Source organism: Paracraurococcus lichenis (assembly GCF_030657435.1).
In the GTDB taxonomy this organism is placed as follows: domain Bacteria; phylum Pseudomonadota; class Alphaproteobacteria; order Acetobacterales; family Acetobacteraceae; genus Paracraurococcus; species Paracraurococcus lichenis.
In genome coordinates, this window is the sequence record NZ_JAUTWS010000028.1 from 15,835 (window position 1) to 37,664 (window position 21,830).

21 protein-coding genes are annotated in these 21,830 nt (G+C 72.9%); 12 read left to right on the top strand and 9 right to left on the bottom strand.

Going from position 1 to position 21,830, the window contains the following annotated elements; genetic code table 11:
* The first annotated feature begins 199 nt into the window (after positions 1–199).
* The 4 genes from Q7A36_RS23765 (at position 200) to Q7A36_RS23780 (ending at position 3,372) form a co-directional block, all read left to right on the top strand.
* The gene (locus Q7A36_RS23765; RefSeq protein ID WP_305106246.1) at positions 200–619 is read left to right on the top strand and encodes a hypothetical protein; all 420 of its coding nucleotides are present in this window, start codon (positions 200–202) and stop codon (positions 617–619) included.
* Positions 620–860: 241 nt separating this feature from the next.
* Positions 861–1,196 carry a hypothetical protein gene (locus Q7A36_RS23770; RefSeq protein WP_305106247.1) on the top strand — a complete coding sequence of 112 codons (336 nt, stop codon included), beginning with the start codon at positions 861–863 and terminating at the stop codon, positions 1,194–1,196.
* A 71-nt stretch (positions 1,197–1,267) separates the two neighbouring features.
* Positions 1,268–2,476, top strand: a complete 1,209-nt coding sequence (locus Q7A36_RS23775; protein ID WP_305106248.1) for a CaiB/BaiF CoA transferase family protein — start codon at positions 1,268–1,270, stop codon at positions 2,474–2,476.
* A complete protein-coding gene (locus Q7A36_RS23780; protein ID WP_305106249.1) occupies positions 2,473–3,372 on the top strand; it encodes a hydroxymethylglutaryl-CoA lyase in 900 nt (299 codons plus the stop codon). The genes Q7A36_RS23775 and Q7A36_RS23780 overlap by 4 nt, the downstream gene beginning before the upstream one ends.
* Before the next feature lie 159 nt (positions 3,373–3,531).
* Here Q7A36_RS23780 and Q7A36_RS23785 read toward each other — a convergent pair whose 3' ends face one another.
* The 5 genes from Q7A36_RS23785 to Q7A36_RS23805 form a co-directional block, all read right to left on the bottom strand.
* Complete coding sequence (locus Q7A36_RS23785) at positions 3,532–5,829, bottom strand: DUF3141 domain-containing protein (protein ID WP_305106250.1); 2,298 nt, start codon at positions 5,827–5,829, stop codon at positions 3,532–3,534.
* Between the two features lie 237 nt (positions 5,830–6,066).
* Positions 6,067–7,098, bottom strand: a complete 1,032-nt coding sequence (locus tag Q7A36_RS23790; RefSeq protein ID WP_305106251.1) for a TonB family protein — start codon at positions 7,096–7,098, stop codon at positions 6,067–6,069.
* Between the two features lie 9 nt (positions 7,099–7,107).
* Positions 7,108–7,380, bottom strand: a complete 273-nt coding sequence (locus Q7A36_RS23795; RefSeq protein ID WP_305106252.1) for a DUF6489 family protein — start codon at positions 7,378–7,380, stop codon at positions 7,108–7,110.
* 72 nt (positions 7,381–7,452) lie between these two features.
* Entirely contained in the window at positions 7,453–7,938 is a 486-nt protein-coding gene (locus Q7A36_RS23800) for a PAS domain-containing protein (RefSeq protein ID WP_305106253.1), read from the bottom strand.
* A 291-nt stretch (positions 7,939–8,229) separates the two neighbouring features.
* Positions 8,230–8,463 (bottom strand): con-10 family general stress protein, encoded by a 234-nt coding sequence (locus Q7A36_RS23805; protein WP_305106254.1) that lies wholly within the window; start codon positions 8,461–8,463, stop codon positions 8,230–8,232.
* Positions 8,464–8,756: 293 nt separating this feature from the next.
* Here Q7A36_RS23805 and Q7A36_RS23810 point away from each other — a divergent pair, with 293 nt between their 5' ends.
* From Q7A36_RS23810 to Q7A36_RS23830, 5 genes are all read left to right on the top strand, one after another.
* A complete protein-coding gene (locus tag Q7A36_RS23810) occupies positions 8,757–10,160 on the top strand; it encodes a CoA transferase (RefSeq protein ID WP_305106255.1) in 1,404 nt (467 codons plus the stop codon).
* 168 nt (positions 10,161–10,328) lie between these two features.
* Positions 10,329–11,282, top strand: coding sequence for an amidohydrolase family protein (locus Q7A36_RS23815; protein WP_305106256.1), 954 nt, complete (start codon positions 10,329–10,331; stop codon positions 11,280–11,282).
* A gap of 137 nt (positions 11,283–11,419) precedes the next feature.
* Positions 11,420–11,872, top strand: coding sequence for a lipocalin-like domain-containing protein (locus Q7A36_RS23820; protein ID WP_305106257.1), 453 nt, complete (start codon positions 11,420–11,422; stop codon positions 11,870–11,872).
* Between the two features lie 367 nt (positions 11,873–12,239).
* Complete coding sequence (locus Q7A36_RS23825) at positions 12,240–13,139, top strand: EAL domain-containing protein (protein WP_305106258.1); 900 nt, start codon at positions 12,240–12,242, stop codon at positions 13,137–13,139.
* Between the two features lie 171 nt (positions 13,140–13,310).
* Positions 13,311–14,261 carry a tripartite tricarboxylate transporter substrate binding protein gene (locus tag Q7A36_RS23830; protein WP_305106259.1) on the top strand — a complete coding sequence of 317 codons (951 nt, stop codon included), beginning with the start codon at positions 13,311–13,313 and terminating at the stop codon, positions 14,259–14,261.
* A 67-nt stretch (positions 14,262–14,328) separates the two neighbouring features.
* Here the strand turns inward: Q7A36_RS23830 and Q7A36_RS23835 are convergent, their stop codons facing one another.
* The 4 genes from Q7A36_RS23835 to greB all read right to left on the bottom strand — a co-directional run bounded on the left by Q7A36_RS23835 (position 14,329) and on the right by greB (position 17,959).
* Positions 14,329–15,309, bottom strand: coding sequence for a Bug family tripartite tricarboxylate transporter substrate binding protein (locus Q7A36_RS23835; RefSeq protein ID WP_305106260.1), 981 nt, complete (start codon positions 15,307–15,309; stop codon positions 14,329–14,331).
* Positions 15,310–15,354: 45 nt separating this feature from the next.
* Complete coding sequence (locus Q7A36_RS23840) at positions 15,355–16,221, bottom strand: alpha/beta fold hydrolase (protein WP_305106261.1); 867 nt, start codon at positions 16,219–16,221, stop codon at positions 15,355–15,357.
* A 72-nt stretch (positions 16,222–16,293) separates the two neighbouring features.
* Entirely contained in the window at positions 16,294–17,361 is a 1,068-nt protein-coding gene (locus tag Q7A36_RS23845; RefSeq protein ID WP_305106262.1) for a hypothetical protein, read from the bottom strand.
* 49 nt (positions 17,362–17,410) lie between these two features.
* Positions 17,411–17,959: a transcription elongation factor GreB gene (gene greB / locus Q7A36_RS23850; protein ID WP_305106263.1), complete on the bottom strand. Its 549-nt coding sequence runs from the start codon at positions 17,957–17,959 to the stop codon at positions 17,411–17,413.
* A 97-nt stretch (positions 17,960–18,056) separates the two neighbouring features.
* Between greB and recO the strand changes: the two genes are divergently transcribed.
* The 3 genes from recO to Q7A36_RS23865 all read left to right on the top strand — a co-directional run bounded on the left by recO (position 18,057) and on the right by Q7A36_RS23865 (position 21,825).
* Positions 18,057–18,794 (top strand): DNA repair protein RecO, encoded by a 738-nt coding sequence (gene recO, locus Q7A36_RS23855; protein WP_305106264.1) that lies wholly within the window; start codon positions 18,057–18,059, stop codon positions 18,792–18,794.
* 123 nt (positions 18,795–18,917) lie between these two features.
* A complete protein-coding gene (locus tag Q7A36_RS23860; protein WP_305106265.1) occupies positions 18,918–19,385 on the top strand; it encodes a hypothetical protein in 468 nt (155 codons plus the stop codon).
* Positions 19,386–19,494: 109 nt separating this feature from the next.
* Positions 19,495–21,825, top strand: a complete 2,331-nt coding sequence (locus Q7A36_RS23865; protein ID WP_305106266.1) for a DNA topoisomerase IV subunit A — start codon at positions 19,495–19,497, stop codon at positions 21,823–21,825.
* The last annotated feature ends 5 nt before the right edge of the window (positions 21,826–21,830 follow it).

Consider the following 21,830-nt stretch of genomic DNA (forward strand, 5'->3'; position numbering starts at 1 on the left):
ACGGTATGCGGAGGATGCTGACGCAGGACGGTCCGGTGGGAAACCCTGCGCGGGCCCGGTCGTTGCCCAGCCGGCGGGATCCGGCGCGGGCGCGACGCCCGGGGCCGGACCGGGGAGCAGGTCCGCCCCTCCCGCCCCGCGGCACCTCGCCGCGGCCGGGGCGCCCGCGCCCCGCCACCAGGACAGGGAGAATGCACAGATGCGGATTTCCGGTTTTGTCGCGGCGGCTGCCGCGCTCGGCCTGACCCTCGCCACGCTGCCGGCCGATGCCGCTTCCGAGCGGCACCATCGCGGCGCCTCGGCCCGCGGCGCGGCGGCGACCTCCTCCACCGACAACATGGCCGACGACCTGAACGCCCAGAGCCTGCAGCGGGCGCAGTCCGGCCAGGACGCCGCGAGCGGCGCCTCCTCCGGCAGCATGATGGGCACCGGCACGGGCATGTCCGGCAGCGGCGGCATGGGCACCTCCGGCTACGGCACGGGCACCGGCAGCGGCATGTCCGGCTCCTCCATGGGCGGCGGCGGCATGGGTGGCAGCAGCCTTGGCGGCACGGGCCTGAGCGGTGGCGGCGGCACCGGCAGCAGCGGCCCGGTCGGCACCAGCCGCGGCATGCGCTGACCGCCCGGCGCGCGCCGGCCGGGGTGGAGCCCGGCCGTTGCAGGGCAGGATGCGGTGCCTTCCAGCCGCACCGCGTCCTGCCCGGCCCGGTTGCGTGCCGCCGTGCAGTCTGCCGGAGGTGCCATCGCTGATGCGAGGATTGCCTTGCGCTGGCATTCCTGCCGATTGAACCGGGCAAGGCCGTCCGGGTATTGGCACCAAATCCCCGTGAAGCGCACGTTGCAGCCGCGGATCGCAAGGCATGATCGGTCCGGCGCAGATGGGGCGCCGGATCGGGGAGGAACGCAGCATGCGTGCAATTGGCATCGCCTTGGCCTTCGGCGCGGCGCTCGCCGTGACGGCCGGCGCCGCGGAGGCGGCCGGCAAGCGCAGCGGCAAAGCGGCGGCTGCCAGCACACAGGCCAGCACACAGGACAATATGGCGGACCAGCTCAACGCCCAGAGCCTGCAGCGTGCCCAGGCGGGTCAGAACTCGCCGACGCCCGGCCCGGACTCCACCACCAACCTGAACCGGATGAGCGAGAAGGACGCGGCGACGGGCCGCGCGATGAACAGCGCGCCCATGCCCTTCCGCTGAACCGCGCGGTTGCGGGCGGGTCGCCCGCAGCCTGTTCCGGCGCGCGTGGTTCTGTTCTATGCCTGCCGGCCATGTCCGAGAAAGCCACCGCGCCGGAACCCGCCCGCCTGCCGCTCGCCGGCCTTCGGGTCGTTGAGCTCGGCCACTACATCGCCGCGCCCTTCGCCACCCGCCTGCTGGCCGATCTGGGCGCCGAGGTGATCAAGGTGGAGCCGCCGGAGGGCGACCCGGTCCGCGGCTGGGGCTCGGCGGTCGATGGCCATGCCGTCTGGTTCAGCGTGCATGGCCGCAACAAGCTCTCGGTCACGCTCAACCTGAAGAGCGAGGCGGACAAGGCGAAGCTGCGGCGGCTGCTGGCGCGCTCCGACGCGCTGGTCGAGAATTTCCGTCCCGGCCAGCTCGAGCGCTACGGCCTCGGCCCGGCCGACCTGCACGCCGTCAATCCGCGCCTCGTCATCGCCCGCATCAGCGGCTACGGCCAGGACGGCCCCTATCGCGACAAGCCGGCCTTCGGCGCGATCGGCGAGGCGATGGGCGGCCTCCGACACCTCACCGCCAATCCGGGCCAGGCCGAGCTGCCGCCGCCGCGCTGCGGCGTCTCCATCAGCGACGACCTGGCCGGCATGTATGCCGCCATGGCGCTGGTCGCCGCCTGCTGGCAGGTGAAGGGCGACCCGGCCGCCAAGGGCCGCGTCGTCGATGTGGACCTGGTCAGCAGCGTCTTCTCCCTGATGGAGGGCATGCTGCCGGAATACGGCCTCTTCGGCTGGGTGCGGCAGCCGCAGGGCGCGGCGATCAAGACCGCGGCGCCGACCAACACCTACCCTTGCGCCGATGGCAAGTGGCTCTGCATCGCCGGCAATTCCGACCTGATCTTCCGCCGGCTGATGGCGGCGATCGGCAAGCCTGACATGGCCGCCGAGCCGCGCTTCGCCACCAATGCACTGCGCTGCGAGAACGTCGCCGAACTCGACACCATGATCGCCGCCTGGACCCGCACCCTGCCGGCAGCGGAGGCAGAGGCGATCCTGGAGAAGGCCGAGGTGCCCTGCTCGCGCCTCTATGACATCCGCGACTGCGCGGAGGACCCGCATTTCCGCGCCCGTGGACTGGTGATGCAGGTGCAGGACCCACTGATCGGGCCCGTCCTGCACCCGGCGGCGCCCTTCCGCTTCGACGGCGTCAGCCCGCGCGACATGGTGCGCTGGACCGGACCCGCGGCGGGCGCGCACAACGAGCAGGTTTTCGGAATGCTGGCGAAGGAGGAGCCGAAGGGATGAGCGAACGCGTCGAGCTTTCGGAGGTCGCGCCGCGCGACGGGCTGCAGTCCATCGGCCCCTTCGTGCCGACCGAGACCAAGATCGCCCTGGTCCGCGCGACCTACGAGGCCGGGCTGCGGCGCATGGAGGTGGGCAGCTTCGTCTCCCCGCGCGCCGTGCCGCAGATGGCCGATACCGGCGAGGTGCTGAAGGTGGCAAAGCAGCTCGCCGGCCTCGAATGCACGGTCCTCGTCCCGAATCGCAAGGGGTTCGAGGCGGCGATGAATGCCGGCGCCGATCGGCTCGGCCTCTTCATGTCGGTGACGGAGAGCCACAACAAGGCGAACCTGAACCGCACGCGTGAAGAGAGCTTCGCCGACCTTGCCGCCATCGTCCGCGAGGCGCCGAAGGGCACGAAGATCCGCTTCAATCTCTCCTGCACCTTCCACTGCCCCTTCGAGGGCGTGGTACCGGAGCAGGACGCGCTGGACGTCATCGAGCGGGTGGTGGCGCTGGACCCGGAGATGGAGATCGCGCTGGCGGATACCACCGGTAATGCCAGCCCCGACCAGGTGCGGCGGGTCTTCGAGCATGCGCACGCGGCCTGGGGCAAGCGCTTCGCCTACCACGGCCACGACACCTACGGCATGGGCATCGCCAATGTCACCGCGGCCTGGGAGGCGGGGTGCCGCATCTTCGACGCGGCCTCGGGCGGCATCGGCGGCTGCCCCTTCGCGCCGGGTGCGACCGGCAACGTGGCGATGGAGGACGTGGTCTGGCTGTTCCGCCGCATGGGCGTCGAGACCGGCGTCGACTGGGCGAAGCTGCTGGCCGCCGCCGACCTCGCCGCTTCGGTCCCTGGCGCGACGCCGGGCGGTGCCATGCGGCGGGTGCCGGCGGCGCGGCTGGCGGCCTGAGCAAACCCCTTCGGGTTTGCGCTGTCATAAAACCCTAAGCAGGCTTTCGCTTCAAAGGGTTGGGCCGCAAGACGTGTGGCCCAACCCGCGAAAGTCTGCCTAGCCGCGGGAGAAGGTCGGGCGCGCCTCATGCGCCCGACCTCGCGGTTCCCGCCCCGGTCAGTCCGACGGGATCGCCACCTGCTCGAAGCCCACCGGCACCAGCCCGCCGGACAGGCCCAGCGCGCTGCGGAGCTGCGCGAGCATCGCCTGCGCGGCCTCGCCCAGCTCATCCTCCGGCCCCGCCACGTCCTCGACGGTCCGCATGGCCTTCCGCCGGTCGGCGAGCTTCGGCAGCAGCTTCGGAAGCGCGCTCAGCGCCTCCGCCGGCGCCATGCTGGCGATCACCGTCTGCTCGCGGATCAGCGCCTGCCGCGCGCTCGCGGTCATGTCGCTGAAGGGCGGCTCGTTCTGCATCATGGCGTTGGAGCGCGCGAGGCGCGAGCGCCGCACGCCGCCGCGCGCCTGCGCCAGCAGGATCATCATGCGCACCACGGCCTCGGCATAGCCGCCGGCCGCGATGCGGGAGAGCGCCTGCCGCACCTCCGGCGCATCCGCGAGCGCCGCCGCGGAGGGCGGCTCCTCCGGCGTCTCGCCGCCCGCGACGCCCGCCGCGGCCAGCATGCCGTAGACCCCATGGAAGGCCAGCTCGGTCCAGGCATCGCGCCAGTCGCGCCAGGCATCGAAGCTGCGCTCGATGCCATCGGCCCAGAGCCGCTCCCAGGCGAGGAAGGGGTTGTCGCTGCGCGCCGGCGCCCGGTTCCGGCGCGCCATCTCGGCCATGCCCTTGACCGGCGCCATCAGGGGGTTCTGGTCGCTGATCAGCGTGCGGCGCAGCCGCAGCGGATGCATCTGGCGGCGCGCCTCCGCCGTCTCCTCGGTCGCGACCTGGCGGATGACCGGCGCGGCGAAGAGGTCGTAGAGCGACTGGTTCAGCGCCGAGATCTTGGCGACCGCCGGGAAGGCCTCGTTCTTCGCCTCCCCGCTGCGGGCGCGGATATCGGCCATGGTCCGCTCCTTGAGCTCAACCTGCCAGGAATTGCTGCCGGGCTCGCGCGTCAGCATCATCTCGTAGAGGCCGGGCGCCACGCTGTCGATCAGCGTCAGCGTCTCGGCGATCGAGCTGTGCTCCTTCAGCGCCACGGCGCCGGAGACGAAGATGCCGAGATGCCCGATGTCGTCATGCATCAGGTAGACGATGGTCTGCCCGAGCGCCTTGATCTCCTGCTCGTCGCGGTACACGTCCGCGATCCAGCGTAGCGCCTGGCCGGGCGGGGTGATGTTGTCGCCGGCCGAGGCGAAGACGATGACCGGGCTGCGCACGGCGCGCATGTTGAAGGTGGCGCCGCCGCCCGCGCTGATCTCGCCGCGGGCGAAGCGGTCGCCGATGAACAGGTTCTCGACGATCCAGCGGATCTCGTCGCGGTTCATCAGGAAGTAGCCGCCCCACCAGCGCTCGAACTCCAGGAAGCGCTCGGCTTCGGTGTCGGCCTTCTGGAAGAGGTTGTAGTATTTCTTGAACCAGGTGTTGCCCGGCGACAGGCTCTCGAAATTCAGCACCAGGTTGGCGCCGTCGAACTTGCCGTTGCCGAGATCGGCCAGCATCGCCGCCGGCCAGGACCCGCCGGCGAGGCCGCCGAGATAGCGCATCGGGTTCCGCCCGCGCTCGCCCGCCCAGTAGGAGAGCGGAGCGCCGTTCAGCACCAGCGCGCCGGTCAGCTCGGGCTGCGAGGCGCCGAGCATCATCACCGCCCAGCCGCCCTGGCAATTGCCGATGACGACGGGCTTCGGTGCCTCCGGATGCGCCTCGGCCACCTTGCGGAGGAAGACGCCCTCGGCCTGGGTGATGTCGAGGATGGTCTGCCCCGGCTCCGGGTCGCGGAAGAAGATGACGAAATAGACGGGGTGGCCGCGGCGCAGCGCGACGCCCACCTGGCTGTCCGATTTGAAGCCGCCGATGCCGGCGCCGTGCCCGGCGCGCGGGTCGATGATGACGAAGGGACGCAGCTTCGGGTCGGTGGGCGGGCAGTCCTCCGGCACCGCGATGCGCACCAGCGCGTAGTTGCAGGGACGCGACAGCGTGCGGCCGTCCACCACCATCTCGTAGTCGAAGACCAGCACCGGCGGGCAGCCGGCCCCCTCGTGCTCGACGAAGGTGTTCCCGGCCTGGCGCATGGTGTCCCAGAAGAGCGCGGCGCGCTGGGCGGCATCCACGGCGTATTCGGCGGCATCGCTGGCGAGGGCGAGCGGGTTGGCCGGCGGCGGCGGGGCCTGCAGCGGTGCGAGGCTCGGCCGCAGCGCCTCGGCCTGCCGGCGGGCGACATCGGCCAGCGCGCGCGCCTGGTCCATCACGCGGGACATGGTTTCGGCCCCGCGCAGCAGCAGCTCGCGGGCCGGGGGCGGAGTGACCACGGTCATGGGTTAGGCGTTCCTTCCTCGCAGTTCTATGTTGCACCGCAGCATGGCGCGGGTCCAGCGAAATGCGTCCGCTGCGTCACGACGATGCAACGATCCCGGCCGCCCGAGGCAGCAACCCTGCCGAGAACGTCCGGACGCCATGCTGGCTCCCGAGGCGTGCTGCGGCGCGGCAGGGCCGAGGCCACTGCGGCGCAACCCGCCTGGGCCCGCCACCGGGACGGGATCTCCGCCAGAGGTCTAGCGACGGATCAGGTGCCAGTACATGGTCAGGTCGACCTCCACGCCGCTCGGGTCGGCACCAGGCGGGAAGGGCGGCAGGACCGCGTTGCGGAAGGGCAGCTCCAGCCCGGCGTCCAGCCAGACCGAGCCGGAGCGGCGCAGCAACCGCGCGCCGCGCACCCGGCCATCGGGCCCGACCTCCAGCCGGATCCGGTTCACGCCCTGATCCCCGACCAGGATGGCATTGGGGGGGTAGCGGATATTGTCGCTCAGCCAGCGGCGGAAATCGTCCAGCCAGCCATCGCTGACCGGCGCGCCGCGCACGCTGACCTGCGGGTCCGGCGCGAAGCGCTTCGCCAAGTCCAGCGTCCCGAGCGACAGTTCGAGGCCCCGGCGTGGCTGGGCCGGCCGCGCGAAGGTCCCGAGGCGCGCGGCTTCCGGCAGCCACAGGCCGGGCAGGCGCTGCGACGGCGCATCCGGCGCGGGGCGCGCCGGGTGGGGCGGGGCGGTGACCGCCGCCTCCTGCTGCGGCCGGGGTTGCGGCGGTGCCGGGAGCGCCGGCGGGGTCGGCAGCGCCTCCACCGGGGCGGGCGGCAGGGGCGGCGGCGGCACCACCGCCTCCGCCAGGCGGGGCGGAGCCGGCGGCAGCGCGAGGGGACGCGGCGTGGGCGGGACCGGCGGGGCCGGGGGCTGCGGCACCGGCTCGGGCCGGGATGGCGCCGGGGGTGGGACGGGCTCGGCCGGCGCCAGTGGTGCGACCGTGTCGCTGCCCTCGTAGACCACGTCGAATCCGCCGGGGGCGGCCGGTTCCTCGATCCGCGGCCGGGTCAGCGTGGCCAGCAGGACCAGCAGGGCGAAGCCGCCATGCAGCAGCAGCGAGGCGCCGATTCCCCGCCGAAGACCGTCCGCGCCCCTGCGGCGGCGTCGGGCCCTGCCGGCCGGCCGCGCGCTGGCGAGCGGCGGCGGGCGATGCGCCGCCGGCGACACCCCGAGAGAGGTCCCCGGCGGTGCACCGGTCCGGCCGGTCCTGCGCTCCTCGACGATCTCCACCCCGCGCCGTCAGCCCTGGCCCGGCCTGCCGGACCCCGCACCGCCGCCGGGCGTGAACATGCGGAACATCGCCGTCATGGCGTCACGCATCTGTTCCGGGGTCTGCGGGGCGAGCGGCATCCAGGTCTTCAGCAGGGTCTCGGGCGAGAGCACGGTCACCGCATCCACCATCTGCTGCTGCAGCTTCGCCATGACAGCGTCCTGCATCGGCCGCAGGTCGGGAAGGCCCAGGAAGCGGCGGGCCTCCTCCGGCGTGCAGTCGATTTCGACATTCACCTTCATGCCATGCGCGCTCCCGCCGCTCAGCCCTTCCATATGGCGCCACACCCGCGGGACCGCCAGCGCCCAACCCCCTCAGCCGGGCTCCGGCTCCGCGCCCGGTTCGGAGAAGAGCGAGGCCGCGAGCAGGCGGGCGGGCCGGCCATGCTCGCCGAGTGGCAGCAGCAACCGCTCGAAGAGCAGCGGGCCGTCCTCCCCGAAACGGAAATGGGCGAATTCGTAGCTCGGCGCCGCGGTCTCGAAGCAGCGGCGATAGGCCCAGGCGGCGCCGCCGATCGGGTCCCCCGGCGGGTCCTCGCCGCCGCAGATGAGCTCGTTCAGCAGCGGCCGCCCGGCACGGGCGACGAGGTGGCTGCCCACCCGGACCAGCCGGAAGCAGAGCGGCGCCCTGCCGGGCTCGGGCATGGCGACCGCGAGGTCGTCCCGCGCCTCCAGCGCGTCGAGGTCGAGATCCTCGAGGCGCGGCAGTCCACCCTCCGGCCGTGCCGCCGACCAGGCGGCATGCAGGGCGCGCAACCGGGGCGAACGGAGGCTCCGGGCAACCCGGTCGCGTCTGGCCATGGTCCGCCGCGCCCCGGTCCCGCTAGGCCGTCGTCCGGCGGGATCCGTCGCGCGCCTTCCCGCCGGATGTCCGCCGCGCAAGGCGGCCGGACTGTCTGGGGCGGGGGCGGCGGAGCTCATCATGCGGGCGGGCAGACATTGCGCGGCGTCAGGGTCCGGCATCGGATGGTGACGCCAACCCTAGATCAAAAAATTGAGAGAGACACCCCAAAAGTCAGCCAGTCGACATTCGGCCCGCAACTGCAGGACGATGTGGGGCCGGAGCCGGGATGCCCGGCCCCGGCCGCCTGCTCACATGGGCTTCTGCTTCTCCGCGCCCTGCTGGCCGCCATGGCTGTGCTGGCCACCCTTCCGCCCCGCCTCGACGGCCTTCTGGCGGTCGTTGGCGAAGTTGCCCGGATTGTTCGCCTTGCCCTGATGGGTCCCGCCGAGCCGCCCGGCCTCGCGCGCCTTCTCCCGGTCATTGGCGAAATTGCCGGGATTGCTCCTGCCGCCACCGCCACCCGCGCTGTCCTGATTGGCCATGGTCGTTTCCGTTCATTCTGGTTCTGCCGGGGCTTCCGGGACGGCAGCCCCACACCAGGAACGCGCAGCACCGGTGCCGTTTCCGCCGCAGAGCGTAAATATCCGACGTCATCCGAACGGTTTCAGCGGTAACCGGGCGGGGCGGCGCACCATTGCGCGGTCCGCTAGGGTCTGGGCTGGCCCTTGTCGTTCGCCCCGGCGCAGGGTCGAACCAGGGAAGGGAAAGCCGGCTCAGGTTTGCACGGGTAAACCATGACGGGTTTGCTTAGGCTCCCTTCGAGGAGGAGAGAGCCATGTCCGATCCGTCGCCGCGGGAGATCCTGGAGGCGCTGTGGCAGCGCGCGGGCCTGGCCGGCGCGGCGCCGGCGCTGCTGGCGGGGGAGGAGCCGGCGCTGCCCTCCTCCTTCCGCATCGGCGCGGCGGCGCAGGCCAGCATCGCCGCGGCCACGGCGGCGGTGGCCGAAATCCATCGGCGCCGCGGCGGCCCGGCCCAGGCGGCGGCGGTCGACATGCGCCACGCCGCGCTGGAATTCGCCTCCGAGCGCTACCTGAGGCTCGACGGGACGGCGGCGCCGGCGCACTGGGACGACATCGCCGGCACCTATCGCTGCGGCGACGGCCGCTGGGTGCGGCTGCACACCAACTTCCCGCACCACCGCGCCGGCGTGCTCCGCCTGCTGGGCTGCGAGGGCACGCGGGCGGCAGTGGGCAAGGCGCTGCAGGACTGGGAGGGCTTCGCCTTCGAGCAATCCGCCGCCGAGGCCGGGATGTGCGTCGCCGCCATGCGCAGCTTCGCCGAATGGGACGCGCATCCGCAGGGCCGGGCGGTGGCCGCGCTGCCACCGCTGCGGATCGAGCGAATCGCCGAGGCGCCGCCCGTGCCGCTGCCGAACGCCGGCGCCCGCCCGCTGGAGGGCATCCGGGTGCTGGAGGCGACGCGCGTCATCGCCGGGCCGGTCTGCGGCCGGACGCTGGCCGCCCATGGGGCCGATGTGCTGCATATCAGCGCCGCCCATCTGCCCAGCTTCGACGACCTGTTGCCGGATACCGGCCGCGGCAAGCGGACCGCCGCGCTCGACCTGCGGACGGAGGCGGGGCGGGCGACGTTGCGCGGCCTCGCCGCCGGGGCCGACATCTTCCTCCAGGGCTACCGGCCCGGCGCGGTCGCCGGCCATGGCTTCGCGCCGGAGGCGCTGGCGGCCGCGCGGCCGGGCATCGTCTGCGTCTCCCTCTCGGCCTATGGCGAGGTCGGGCCCTGGGGCGGGCGGCGGGGCTTCGATTCGCTGGTGCAGACCGCGAGCGGCTTCAACCATGCCGAGGCCGTCGCCGCCGACGCCGAGCCGGCCGACCCCGCGCCCCGTGTGCTGCCCTGCCAGGCGCTCGACCATGCCTCCGGCTTCCTGCTCGCCTTCGGCGCCCTGGCGGCGCTGCTGCGGCGGGCGGAGGAGGGCGGGTCCTGGCTAGTCCGCGTCTCGCTGGCCGGCACGGCGCAATGGCTGCGGGGCCTCGGGCGGATCGAGGGCGCCTTCGGGATGCCGGTGCCGAAGATGGAGGAACTGGGCGACTTGCTGGAACAGATGCCGAGCGGCTTCGGCCGGCTGACGTCGCTCCGCCATTCCGGACGGCTGCCGGAGACGCCGCCTTATTGGGCGCTGCCGCCGGTGCCGCTCGGGACGCATGCCGCCGCCTGGGTGTGAGCGGCGCGACGACCGGAGCGGTTCGCGGCAATGCCGCGAGGGGCGTGGAGGTCTGACCCGGCCCTCCCGACAAGGCCTGCGCGTTGCGCCCGGGGGCGGGCCGGGCGCAAGCTGCTCCGCAACCCGCGCCGGGCGGGTCCGCCCGGATGCGGGAGGCGGAGGGACTCCATGACCACACGACGCAGCATCCTGCAGGCGACGGCGCTCGGCGCCGTGGCAGCCTCGTCCCGGGCGCGCGCCGCGGTGCGCACCGTCCCGGATCTCGAGGTGCCGCGCGGCGCCTGCGACTGCCACGTCCATGTTTTCCCCGACCCGGCGCGCTTCCCCCTCTTCGCGGGCCGCACCTATACCCCGCCCGTCGCCACGCCGGCGGATCTGCTGCAGCTCCAGCGCGACCTGCATCTCGACCGCGTGGTGATCGTGCAGCCCAGCGTCTACGGCACGGACAACCGCGCGACGCTCGACGGCATCCGCGAACTCGGCCCGCAGCGCGCCCGCGGCCTCGCCGTCATCGACGCGAAGACCACGCCGGCGCAGATGGAGGAACTGCATCAGGGCGGCATCCGCGGCGTGCGGGTGAACCTCGAGACTGCCGGGGTGGTGGACCCCGCGGCCTCGGCGCAGAAGCTGAAGGCGGCGGTGGAGCAGGTGCAGGCCCGCGGCTGGCACGTGCAGGCCTATACGCGCCTCTCGATCATCGAGGCGCTGAAGGACGAGCTGGCGCGGATGCCGGTGCCGCTGGTGGTGGACCATTTCGGCGGGGCGCGGGCCGGGCGCGGCGTCTCGCAGCCCGGCTTCGCGGCGCTGCTGGACCTGGTCAGGTCGGGCAAGGCCTATGTGAAGATCTCCGGCGCCTATCGCAGCAGCGACGCCGCGCCCGACTTCGCCGATGCCGCGCCGCTGGCCCGGGCGCTGATCGCCGCCAATCCGGACCGCATCCTCTGGGGCACCGACTGGCCGCACACCAACAGCGCGTCGGGGAAGCCGGCGACCGAGATCTCCGAGCCCCTGCCGATCGACGACGGGCGGTTGTTCAACCAGCTCGCAAAATGGGCGCCGGATGCGGCGACGCGCCGCAGGATCCTGGTGGACAATCCGGCGCGGCTCTACGGCTTCGCCTGACGCGGACCGACCCCGGTCTGGCGGATGGCGCCTGACGGAAGAGTCCCGCCGGGAGAAGCGGCTTCCCGCCGGAAGCAGGTTCCGCTTTCCGGCTTGCCGTGCCGTGTTTACGTGCCGACGTGCGAGGAGCAGCGGCCATGACGAATCACGACGGTGACCGAACTCGACCCGAGACCTCCTCGGTTGTCGGCACGTGGGAGCTGGTCTCCATGGCCTGGACCTACCCGGACGACCGCACCATCGAGCCCTGGGGTACCCCGGCGGGGCGTCTCGCCTACGATGCCACGGGCAATGTGGTGGCCCTGCTGATGCACGAGGCCCGCAACGAGGCCGGAGGCCGGGCGAGTGCGTCCGCCGTGCAGCCGCAGTACTCCGCCTATTTCGGGACCTACCGCGTGGACGCCGGGCACGGCATCATCACCCACCGGGTCGCCGGCTCGCTCAACGGGACCAACGCGTCGGGCGAACTGCGGCGCAGCTTCGCCTTCGAGGGCGACGACCTGATCCTCGGCTTCACGACGGAACGGGACGGAGTGCCGGTCGCTCGACGACTGGTTTGGCGTCGAATCTCATCGGCGCCAGCGCCTTGAAATCGGGATTCGCTGCCTCTCAGTGGCGCCCGGGACAGAGTGGTTGGGCGCGGAACTTACCTGTCCAGACCGGCACCATCCGTCTGGCGCGCACTACTAGCAAAGTCGTCCCGGGCCGCATCGAATGCGCAGGCTCCGGCATGATACGCACCGGCAGACATCCCGACCTCTGCGGGTCGTCATCGCGTCCGCAGTGCCGAGGGCCCCGCGGTTGCGCGCCAAGCGACGCGCCATCCCGGTCGGCCTCCATGCCGGCCGCTCTGAGGCACCGCCGCCCGCGGGGACCGCGCCAGGCCGTGTCATAAACGGGCTCCCGGCGATCCAGACGAGGTGCCGGATGGCGGGCCGTGCGGTGTGGGAGCAGCAGGTGAACCAGGATCAGGACCCCACCGTCGCCCCGACGATCGAGGCAGCGGCCGAACCCGGCCCGCAGCCATCCGAGCGGCGCCGGCCCGGGCGCGGCGACGCGGTGAACCCGCACCTGATCCCGCTGCTGCGTGGCGAGGCCGGCCGGTCCGCCTGCGGCGCCTGCCGGGAGGGCGCGACGGTCTTTCCCTTCTCCGTCGCCTTCCAGCCGGTGGTGGACCTGCAGGAGAACCGCATCGATGCCTATGAGGCGCTGGTGCGCGGTCCGGATGGCGAGGGGGCCCAACACGTGCTGACGCAGGTGACGCCCGCCAACCGCTATGCCTTCGACCAGGCCTGCCGGGTGAAGGCGATCGAACTCGCGGCCCGGCTTGGCATCGACCGGCAGCTCAACATCAACTTCCTGCCCAATGCGGTCTACGAGCCACGGGCCTGCATCCAGACCACGCTCCGCACCGCCGCCCGCACCGGCCTCCCGCTGCACCGCCTGACCTTCGAGATCGTCGAGTCCGAGGAGATCGTCAACACGCCGCACCTGCTGGGGATCATCGCCGAGTACCGCCGGCACGGCTTCCGCGTGGCGCTCGACGATTTCGGCACCGCCCATTCCGGCCTGGCCCGGCTGGTCCAGTTGCGGCCCGACATCGTCAAGCTGGACCGCATCCTCGTGCAGGACTGCGACACCGACCGGACGCGGCTCGCCGTGGTCGCGGGGCTGCTGCGCATCGGCGCCGAGATCGGCGTGAAGATGGTGCTCGAGGGCGTGGAGACGGCGGGCGAGGTGGCGGCGCTGGCCGCGGCGGGGGCGCGCTACATGCAGGGCTTCTACTTCGCCCGTCCGGCCTTCGAGCATGCGGCGGCCGAGGCGGAGATCCGCTGGCCGGTCCCCGTGCCCGCCTGACCGGGCGGGCCGTCCTTGGAGCGTCCTCGCGCCGCGTGTGCGGCGTTGCGCGTCGCGGCGCCCCTGGCGCGAATTCCCCCCGGCTCGGTTCCGTCCTAGTCTCCCGGCAACCCGCCGCAGCAAGGCGGGCGTCCATGCCGCCCGCAGGCGGGCGGGGCCGGGAGTGAACAGATGACGCGGAGACTTGCCCAGGCCCTCGCGGCCCTGCTGCTGCTGGCCGTGCCGGCCGCCGCCCAGACCTGGCCGGACCGGCCGGTGCGCCTGGTGGTGCCCTATACCGCCGGCGGCGCCACCGATGTCGGCGCGCGGGTGCTGGCGGAGGCGCTGGGCCAGGTCCTGCCGCAGCCGGTGGTCGTCGAGAACCGCGTCGGCGCCGCCGGCATGATCGCCGCCGAGTTCGTCGCCCGCGCGCCGGCCGACGGCCATACCCTCCTCTTCAACAACACCAGCCATGCGGTGCTGCGCGTGGTGGTGCCGAATGCCGCGATCGACCCGATCCGGCAGCTCTCGCCCGTCGCCATCCTGTCGGAGATGCCAATGGTGATGCTGGTGGCGAACGGCTTCCCGGCACAGGACGGGCGGGAGTTCCTGGCGAAGATCAAGGCGGAGCCTGGGAAGTACGACTACGGGAGCACCGGCGGCGGCGGCACGCTCGGCATGGCGGCGCTGCTGTTCCTGAAGGCGACGGGACTCGCGATGAACGAGATCCCCTATCGCGGCGGCGCGCCGGCGACGCTCGACCTCGCCGCCGGGCGCATCGCGCTGGTCTACGACATCGCGCTGACCGGGCTGCAGACGGCCAAGGGCGGCCAGGCGCGCGCCTTCGCCGTCACCTCGCCGCAGCGCAGCGCCGCGGCGCCCGAGGTGCCGACCTGGCGCGAGATCGGCGTGGATGCCGAGATGGTGGTCTGGCAGGCGGTCTTCGTGCCGAGCGCGACGCCGGCGCCGATCCAGCAGGCGCTGCATGCGGCGATCGCCAGGGTGCAGGGGACGGAGGCCATCCGGCGCAAATGGACCGAACTCGGCGTGGACCGCGTGCTGGCGACGCCGCCCGAGGAATCGGCGCGCTACGTCGTGCGCGACGTGGAGCGCTGGGAAGGGCTGATGCCGCCGGCGCGCTGAGGCCGATGGGGCATGGCCCCGACGTCTGCCGGTCAGCGCACCGCGCGGCTTCCGAGAGGCCGCGCCGTCAGTCCGCGGTGATCCCGGCCTCGCGCACCAGCACCTCCATCGCCGCGCGTTCGCGGCTGAGATAGGCGGCGAAGTCGGCCGGGGCGGTCCCGAGGCCGATCGCGCCGATCGCCGCCAGCCGCTGCTGCACGCCCGGATCGGCGAGCGCGGCCCGGCAGGCCTCGTGGACCCGCACCACCGCCGCCTCCGGCAGGCCGGCCGGGCCGTAGACGCCGTTCCACTCCGCCTGGTCGTAGCCCGGGAAGCCCTGCTCGGCGACGGTCGGCACGTCGGACAGCGCGGCGACGCGCTGCGCGGTGGAGGCGGCGAGCGCCCGCAGCCTGCCGTCCAGCACCAGGGCGGCGGCGGAGGCGACGGTGGCGAAGCCGAAATCGACGTCGCCCGCCAGCACCGCCTGCAGCGCCGGCCCGCCGCCGCGATAGGGCGCATGGGTGAACTCCACCTTGGCGCGGCTGGCCAGCACCGCTGTCGCGATGTGGTTGGAGACGGCATTGCCGGAGGAAGAGTAGCTGACCCGTCCCGGCGCGCCCTTCGCCCGGTTCAGCAGGTCGGCCAGGTTGCGGAAGGGGCTGTCGGGCCTGACGACCAGCACCAGCGGATAGACCGTGACGCGGCTGATGGGGGTGAAGGCCGTGGCGTAGTCGAAGCCGAGATTGCGGAAGATGAAGGGCGCGACCGCCTGGTTGGCGGCATCCACCATCAGCGTCGTGCCGTCCGGCGCACTGCGCGCGACCTCCTGCGCGCCGATGGTGCCGCCGGCGCCGCCGCGATTCTCCACGACGCAGGGCTGGCCGAGCACGGTCGAGAAGGCGGGTGCGAAGAGCCGCGCCGTGGTGTCGGCGCCGCCGCCCGGGGTGAAGGGCACCACCAGCCGCACCTGGCGCGGCGGCACCCATTGCGCCCGCGCCGGCCATGCCGCCAGCCCCGCGCCGGCAGCGAGGAGCAGGCGGCGTCCCGTGGTGAATCGCGTCCCGGTCATGGCGGTCTCCGCTTCCCGGGGGTAATGCCATGCCGCGCGCGGCGGCTACAAGCCGATGCGCCGCCGCAGCATGTCGAGCAGCATGGCGTTGAAGGCCTCGGCGGCCTCATAGGCCACCCAGTGGCCGGCGCCGGGGATGATGCCGGTCCAGGCCTCCGGCTGCACCTCCCGCAGCGCCTGGAAGCGCAGCTCGACCTCCGGCCAGGCGATGGCGTCGCGCTCGCCATAGAGCAGCGCGACGGGGCAGCGCGCGCGGGCGACGGCGTCCTTCAGCGAGGTGCTGCTGGCGAAGCCGCGGCTCTTGAAGCGGGCGGCCTGGGTATTGGCCTCCTGGATGGCGAGCGCGAGCGGGTCGATGTTGCGCGCGTCCGCGAACATCAGCGAGGCCAGATTGTGCCGGTGCGCGGCGATGCGCACCTCGCCCTCCACGCTGCGGACCTTCACCAGCTCCGTCACCTGCCGCTTCAGGCCGAGCGCGCCGGCGCCGACCAGGGTGACGCTGCGCAGCTCCTCCCCGGCCTGGGCGGCGACATGGCCAGCGAGCAGCGCGCCGAAGGAGAAGCCGCAGAGGTCGTAGCGCGTGCCGGGGCCGAGGATGCCTGCCAGCCCCTCGCGCACCAGAGTGGCGACCGGGGCAGGGGTCTCGGCCGGCGGCGGCATCGCGCTCTCGCCGAGGCCGGGCAGGTCCGGGCAGACAACGAGGCGGTGCCGTGCGAGGCGCGGGATATTGCGCGCCCAGTGCCGCCAGGAGCCGCTGCCGCCGTGGAACAACACCAGGGGCTCGCCCTCTCCCCAGAGGCGCCAGGCCATGCTGCCCGCACCGCAGGGCGTCTCCACCCGTCGCGCGGCGGCCTCCAGCGCGGCGAGCACAGCCTCGGGCGCCTCCGGGTGGTGCATGGGCATGTCCGGCATCGTGTCCTGGTCCCGCTGTCCCGTTCCTCGGCCCGATTTGTCGGCCGGGGTGGGCACGGTGGCAACCCGGCCTCAGCGCGCCCGATTGGTGAACCGCGCGTTCCCGAGGCCCGTGCCGATCGTCAGCACGCCCCAATGCGTCACGTCCCGCATCCAGGGCACCTGGCTCAGCCCCTGCACGACGGCGTCGTTGTGCATGGCGATCACCGTCTCATGCCCGTCGATCTCGGGCACCGCGGCCAGCAGCCGTTCTGGCAGGTTGAAGCGGCTGCTCTCCCAATTGCCCGGCAGGTTCTGGGCGCCCGTCTCGATGCTGCCGTCCGGCAGGATGCGGCCGGGACAGCCGACGCCGATGAAGGGCGCGAGGTGCAGCTCCCGCTTCTCGGCCTTGCGCACCAGGTCCAGCAGCATGGCGCAGAGCCGGTCGATCGCCGCCTCCCGCGCCGGCTTGTCGTCCCGGTGGCGCCAGATGTCGCATTCCCAGATGCAGGCTTCCGACAGGTCGGAAGCCTTCTTCAGATGCGGCCGCACCAGTCCCGCGCGCATGTTGGAACCGCCGATGTCGATCGCCAGCAGCGCATCGTGCCCGCGGAAGATCCAGGGCGGGGCGAGGTGGACGGCGCCGATCATGCCGGCCTCGTCCGGGTCGTGGCGGATGGGGACGAGGTCGATCTCCACCTTCTCCGCCTTCAGCAGCATGGAGGCGCGACCGATCGCCAGCTCTCCCACCCGGTTGCCGCGCATGCCGCCGCCGATGGCGATCCGCTCCGTGCCGCGCCAGGCCTTCTCCTCGAGCAGGGCGCGGATGACGGTGGCGAGCGACTGGGCGAACTCCTCCACCACGCTGTGGACGAGGCCCGCGACCTCCGGCTCGCCGCTCGCCAGCAACTCGTCCAGCCGCTTGCGCGGGATGTCGATGGTCTTCGCCTCGCCCAGCGGGTCGGCCTCGCCGGCCTGGCGCAGGGTCTTCCGCCAATCGTCGAGGATGGCGCGGAAGGCGCGGCTGCTGGCGCGGTCGCCGAGGAAGCCCTCTGGCGTCCGCAATTCGGCGTTGTAGGTGTCCACGGTCACGGCCGGCAGCGTCGCCGCCCCGTGGTCCTGGAAACGGGGCGGGGCGGGGCGGCGGGCCGGTTCGCTCATGCAGGCGGGAACGCCGACCGCGGCGGCCCGTTGCCGGCCCACCGAAGTGTCACATCGGCGACGTGCCGGCCGGCGGATAACGGATCTCCACGACCTCGATGGCCTCCGTCCCCTGCGGCGTGCGGAGCTTCACGAGGTCGCCCACCCTGGCGCCCAGCAGCGCGCGGGCGACCGGGGAGACCCAGGAGATGCGGCCGGCCCCGCTGTCGGCCTCGTCCACCCCGACGATGGTGACGGTGACCTCGCGGTCGTCCTCCCGCGCATAGGTGACGGTCGCGCCGAAGAAGACCTGGCCGCGCTTGGTCTGCGCGGCCGGATCGACCACCTGCACCCGCTCCAGGCGCTTCCGCAGGAAGCGGACGCGGCGGTCGATCTCCCGCAGGCGGCGCTTGCCGTACTGGTAATCGGCATTCTCCGAGCGGTCGCCGAGGCCGGCCGCCCAGGAGACGACCTCAACCACCTTCGGCCGTTCCTCGGTCCAGAGGCGCTTCAGTTCGGCCTCGAGCGCCGCATGGCCGGTGGGCGTCATGTAGAAGGGCGTCCCTGCCGGCAGGCCGGGCGGGCCCGCCTCGTCGTCGTCCTCGTCGTCCTTGGTCATGGGCGCCGGTGTAGCCGCGTGCCAAACTCGGAGAAATAGATGGGGGGCTCGGGGGGAATACCTTCCCCCCGACTCTGCCCCTGTCCATATCTCGCCCATGGAATGGCAGGCCCCCGCCGTGGTGCTGGACACCAGGCCGCTCGGCGAGAGCGGCGCGGTGGTCTCGCTGCTGACCGAGGCGCATGGCCGCCATGCCGGCCTCGCCAAGGGCGGTGCCTCCCGCCTCCAGGCGCCGGTCTGGCAGCGCGGCAACCTGGTGGAGGCGCGCTGGGTGGCGCGGCTGGCGGACCAGCTCGGCAGCCTGAGCGGCGAGCTGGTCCACCCCGCTGCCGCCCTGGCGCTGGAGGATCCGCTGGCGCTGGCGCTGCTGAGCGCCGCCTGTGCGCTGGCCGAGGCGGCGCTGCCCGAGCGCGAGCCGCATCCGCGCTGCTTCCAGGGCCTGGTCTCGCTGGTGGCGCGCCTCGCCCAGGGGGCGCCGGCGCTGCTGCCCGACTATCTGCGGTGGGAGGCGGCGCTGCTGGCCGAGCTGGGCTATGGCCTCGACCTCGGCCGCTGCGCCGCGACCGGCGCGACGGAGGACCTGGTCTGGGTCTCCCCGCGCACGGGCCGGGCGGTCTCCGCCGTGGCCGGCGAGCCCTGGCGGGACCGGCTGCTGCCGCTGCCGCGCTTCCTGCTGGGCCAGTCGGGCGGGGAGGGGCCGGCGGAGTGGCTCGCCGGCCTCCGGCTGACTGGGCATTTCCTGGCGCGCGACGTCTTCGGCGAGCGGCCGGGCGGCCTGCCGCAGGCGCGCGGGCTGCTGCAGGACCGGGTGGCGGCGCTCGCGGCCGGGACGTGACACGGTCGGTTGCGGCGGCATGGTGCCAGGACAACCAGGCCGATCCGGGCTAGGCTCCGCCCGGCATGCCCCGCGCGAGAGATGGCCGGGCCGCGGGCAGGGGCAGCGATCGGAGCCCCTGCCTTGCCCAGCACCCTGTCGCGGCGTGCCGTCCTGGCCCTTGCCCTCCTCCTCCCCGGCCTCGCCGTCGCGCAGCCCGAGCCGGAGCCGGCCGCGGCCCGCTTCCTCGAGATCGTGCCGACCGGCGGCCATGGCCCGGTGCGGCTCGCCGTCTCGCAGGTGACGCGGGTCGGGCGGGCGGAGGGCTATACGGTGATCGACACCACCGCCTATGTGCAGCAGCGGACGGTGGAGGCGCCGGACTCGGTCGTGCGCCGGGTGGCCGCGGCCGGCCAGCGGCTCGTGGCCCTCACCGACCCGAGCGGCCAGCGCACCTGGGTGGCGCCGGACCGGGTGGTGCTGGTCCGCGAGTCGGAGGCGCGGCATGCCGCCGGGGCGCGGGCCGCGATCGTCCTGGTGGGCCTGCGCTTCGGCCAGGACGTGGCGGTGCGGGAGACGGTCGACGAGGTGATGGCGGCGCTCGGCCGCTGACGCGCTCCGCCCGGCCTGCGGGCCATTCCGTTGCCGGGCAGCGCCCGTGGTGGCGCCGCCCGCCCGGACCGGCTACAAGAGCCGAGAACATAGCGCGAATCCCGGATCCATGCCCGACGACATCAAGGCCCCGCCGGCCGGCGGCGAGGGTGGGAACATCAAGGACGCCCACCTCGCCGATGCGCTGTCCGAGCGCTACCTGGCCTATGCCCTCTCCACCATCATGGCGCGCAGCCTGCCCGATGTGCGGGACGGGCTGAAGCCGGTCCATCGCCGGCTGCTCTGGGCCATGCACCAGTTGAAGCTCGACCCCGCGGCGGGCTTCAAGAAATGCGCCCGCATCGTCGGCGACGTCATGGGCAAATACCACCCGCATGGCGATGCCGCGATCTATGACGCCATGGTGCGCCTCGCCCAGGACTTCGCCGCGCGCTACCCGCTGGTGGAGGGCCAGGGGAATTTCGGCAATATCGACGGCGATAACCCGGCCGCCATGCGCTACACCGAGGCGCGGCTGACCGAGGTCGCGCAGGCGATGCTCGCCGCGATCGACGAGGACACCGTCGACTTCCGCGCTACCTATGACGGGGAGGAGCAGGAGCCGGTGGTGCTGCCGGCGGCTTTCCCGAACCTGCTGGCCAATGGCGCCAACGGCATCGCCGTCGGCATGGCGACCAGCATCCCGCCGCACAATGCCGGGGAGCTCTGCGCCGCGGCGCTGGCGCAGCTCGCGCTGTTCCGCGAGCGCGGGCTGACGCTCGAGCAGGTGGCGCTGCGGGCGCCGGCGGTGGAGGAGGGGGCGGCGCCCTCGCAGCGCGCCGAGTTCCTCGACGCCTCCCTCGCCCCCATGCTGAAGGCGGTGCCGGGCCCCGACTTCCCGACCGGCGGCGTGCTGGTCGAGCCGCCGGAGGCGATCCGCGAGGCCTATGCGACGGGACGCGGCGGCTTCAAGGTCCGCGCCCGCTGGGAGAAGGTGGCGGGCAAGAACGGCACCTGGCACGTCGTCGTCTCCGAGATCCCCTACCAGGTCGCCAAGGCGAAGCTGATCGAGCAGATCGCCGAGCTGATGGAGGAGAAGAAGCTCCCGCTGCTCGGCGACATCCGCGACGAGAGCACCGACATCGTCCGCATCGTGCTGGAGCCGAAGGCCCGCACGGTCGATCCAGCTGTCATGATGGAGACGCTGTTCCGCGCGACGGGGCTCGAGGCGCGGATCCCGCTCAACATGAACGTGCTGGACGCCGACCGCACCCCGCGCGTCATGGGCCTGCCGGAGGTGATCTGGTCCTGGCTGGAGCACCGCCATGTCGTGCTGGTGCGGCGCACCGAGCACCGCCTCGCCGCCATCGCCCGGCGGCTCGAGATCCTCGACGGCTACCTGATCGTCTACCTCAACCTCGACGAGGTCATCCGCATCGTCCGCGAGGAGGACAAGCCGAAGGAGGCGCTGATGGCCGCCTTCTCGCTGACCGACGTGCAGGCGAACGCCATCCTCGACATGCGGCTGCGCGCGCTCCGCAAGCTCGAGGAGATGGAGATCCGGAAGGAACACAAGAAGCTCTCGGCGGAGCAGAAGGCGCTGCAGGGCCTGATGAAGTCCGAGGGCAAGCGCTGGGAGAGCATCGAGGGCGAGCTGCGCTCGACGCAGGAGCGGTTCGGCGCCGGCACGCTGGGCAAGCGGCGGACGGAGACAGGGCGCGTGCTGCCGGCGGTGCTGGTGGACGAGGCCGCCTTCGTGGAGAAGGAGCCGATCTCCGTCATCCTCTCGGAGAAGGGCTGGATCCGCGCCCAGAAGGGCCACCTGCCCGAGGATGCCGAGCTGCGCTTCAAGGAAGGCGATGCCCTGCACACCTGGGTACATGCGCAGAGCACCGACCGCATCGTCCTCTTCGCCACCAACGGCAAGGCCTATACCCTGAAGGCGGACGCCATCCCGCGCGGCCGCGGCGACGGCCAGCCGGTGCGCCTCATGGTCGACCTGACCAACGAGGACGCGATCGCCCGCATGTTCGTGCACGAGGAGAATAGGCGCTACCTCGTCGCCTCGACCGACGGCAAGGGCTTCGTCGTCAAGGGCGAGGACCTGCTGGCGGAGAAGCGGACGGGCAAGCAGGTGCTGGTGGTCGAGCCGGGCAAGGAGGCCGTGGCCTGCGCGCCGGTGGAGGGCGACACGGTCGCGGTCATCGGCACCAACCGCAAGCTGCTGGTCTTCGCGCTGGACCAGGTGCCGGAGATGAGCCGCGGCCGCGGCGTGCAATTGCAGAGCTACAAGGACGGCGAGCTCTCCGACCTCAAGGTCTTCCTGCGCAAGGAGGGCCTGACCTGGATGCTCGGCGACCGGCAGCGGGTGGAGACGGACCTGACGGCCTGGCGCGGCAACCGCGCCGGCGCCGGCAAGCTGCCGCCGAACGGCTTCCCGAAGACCAACCGCTTCGAGTAGTTTCG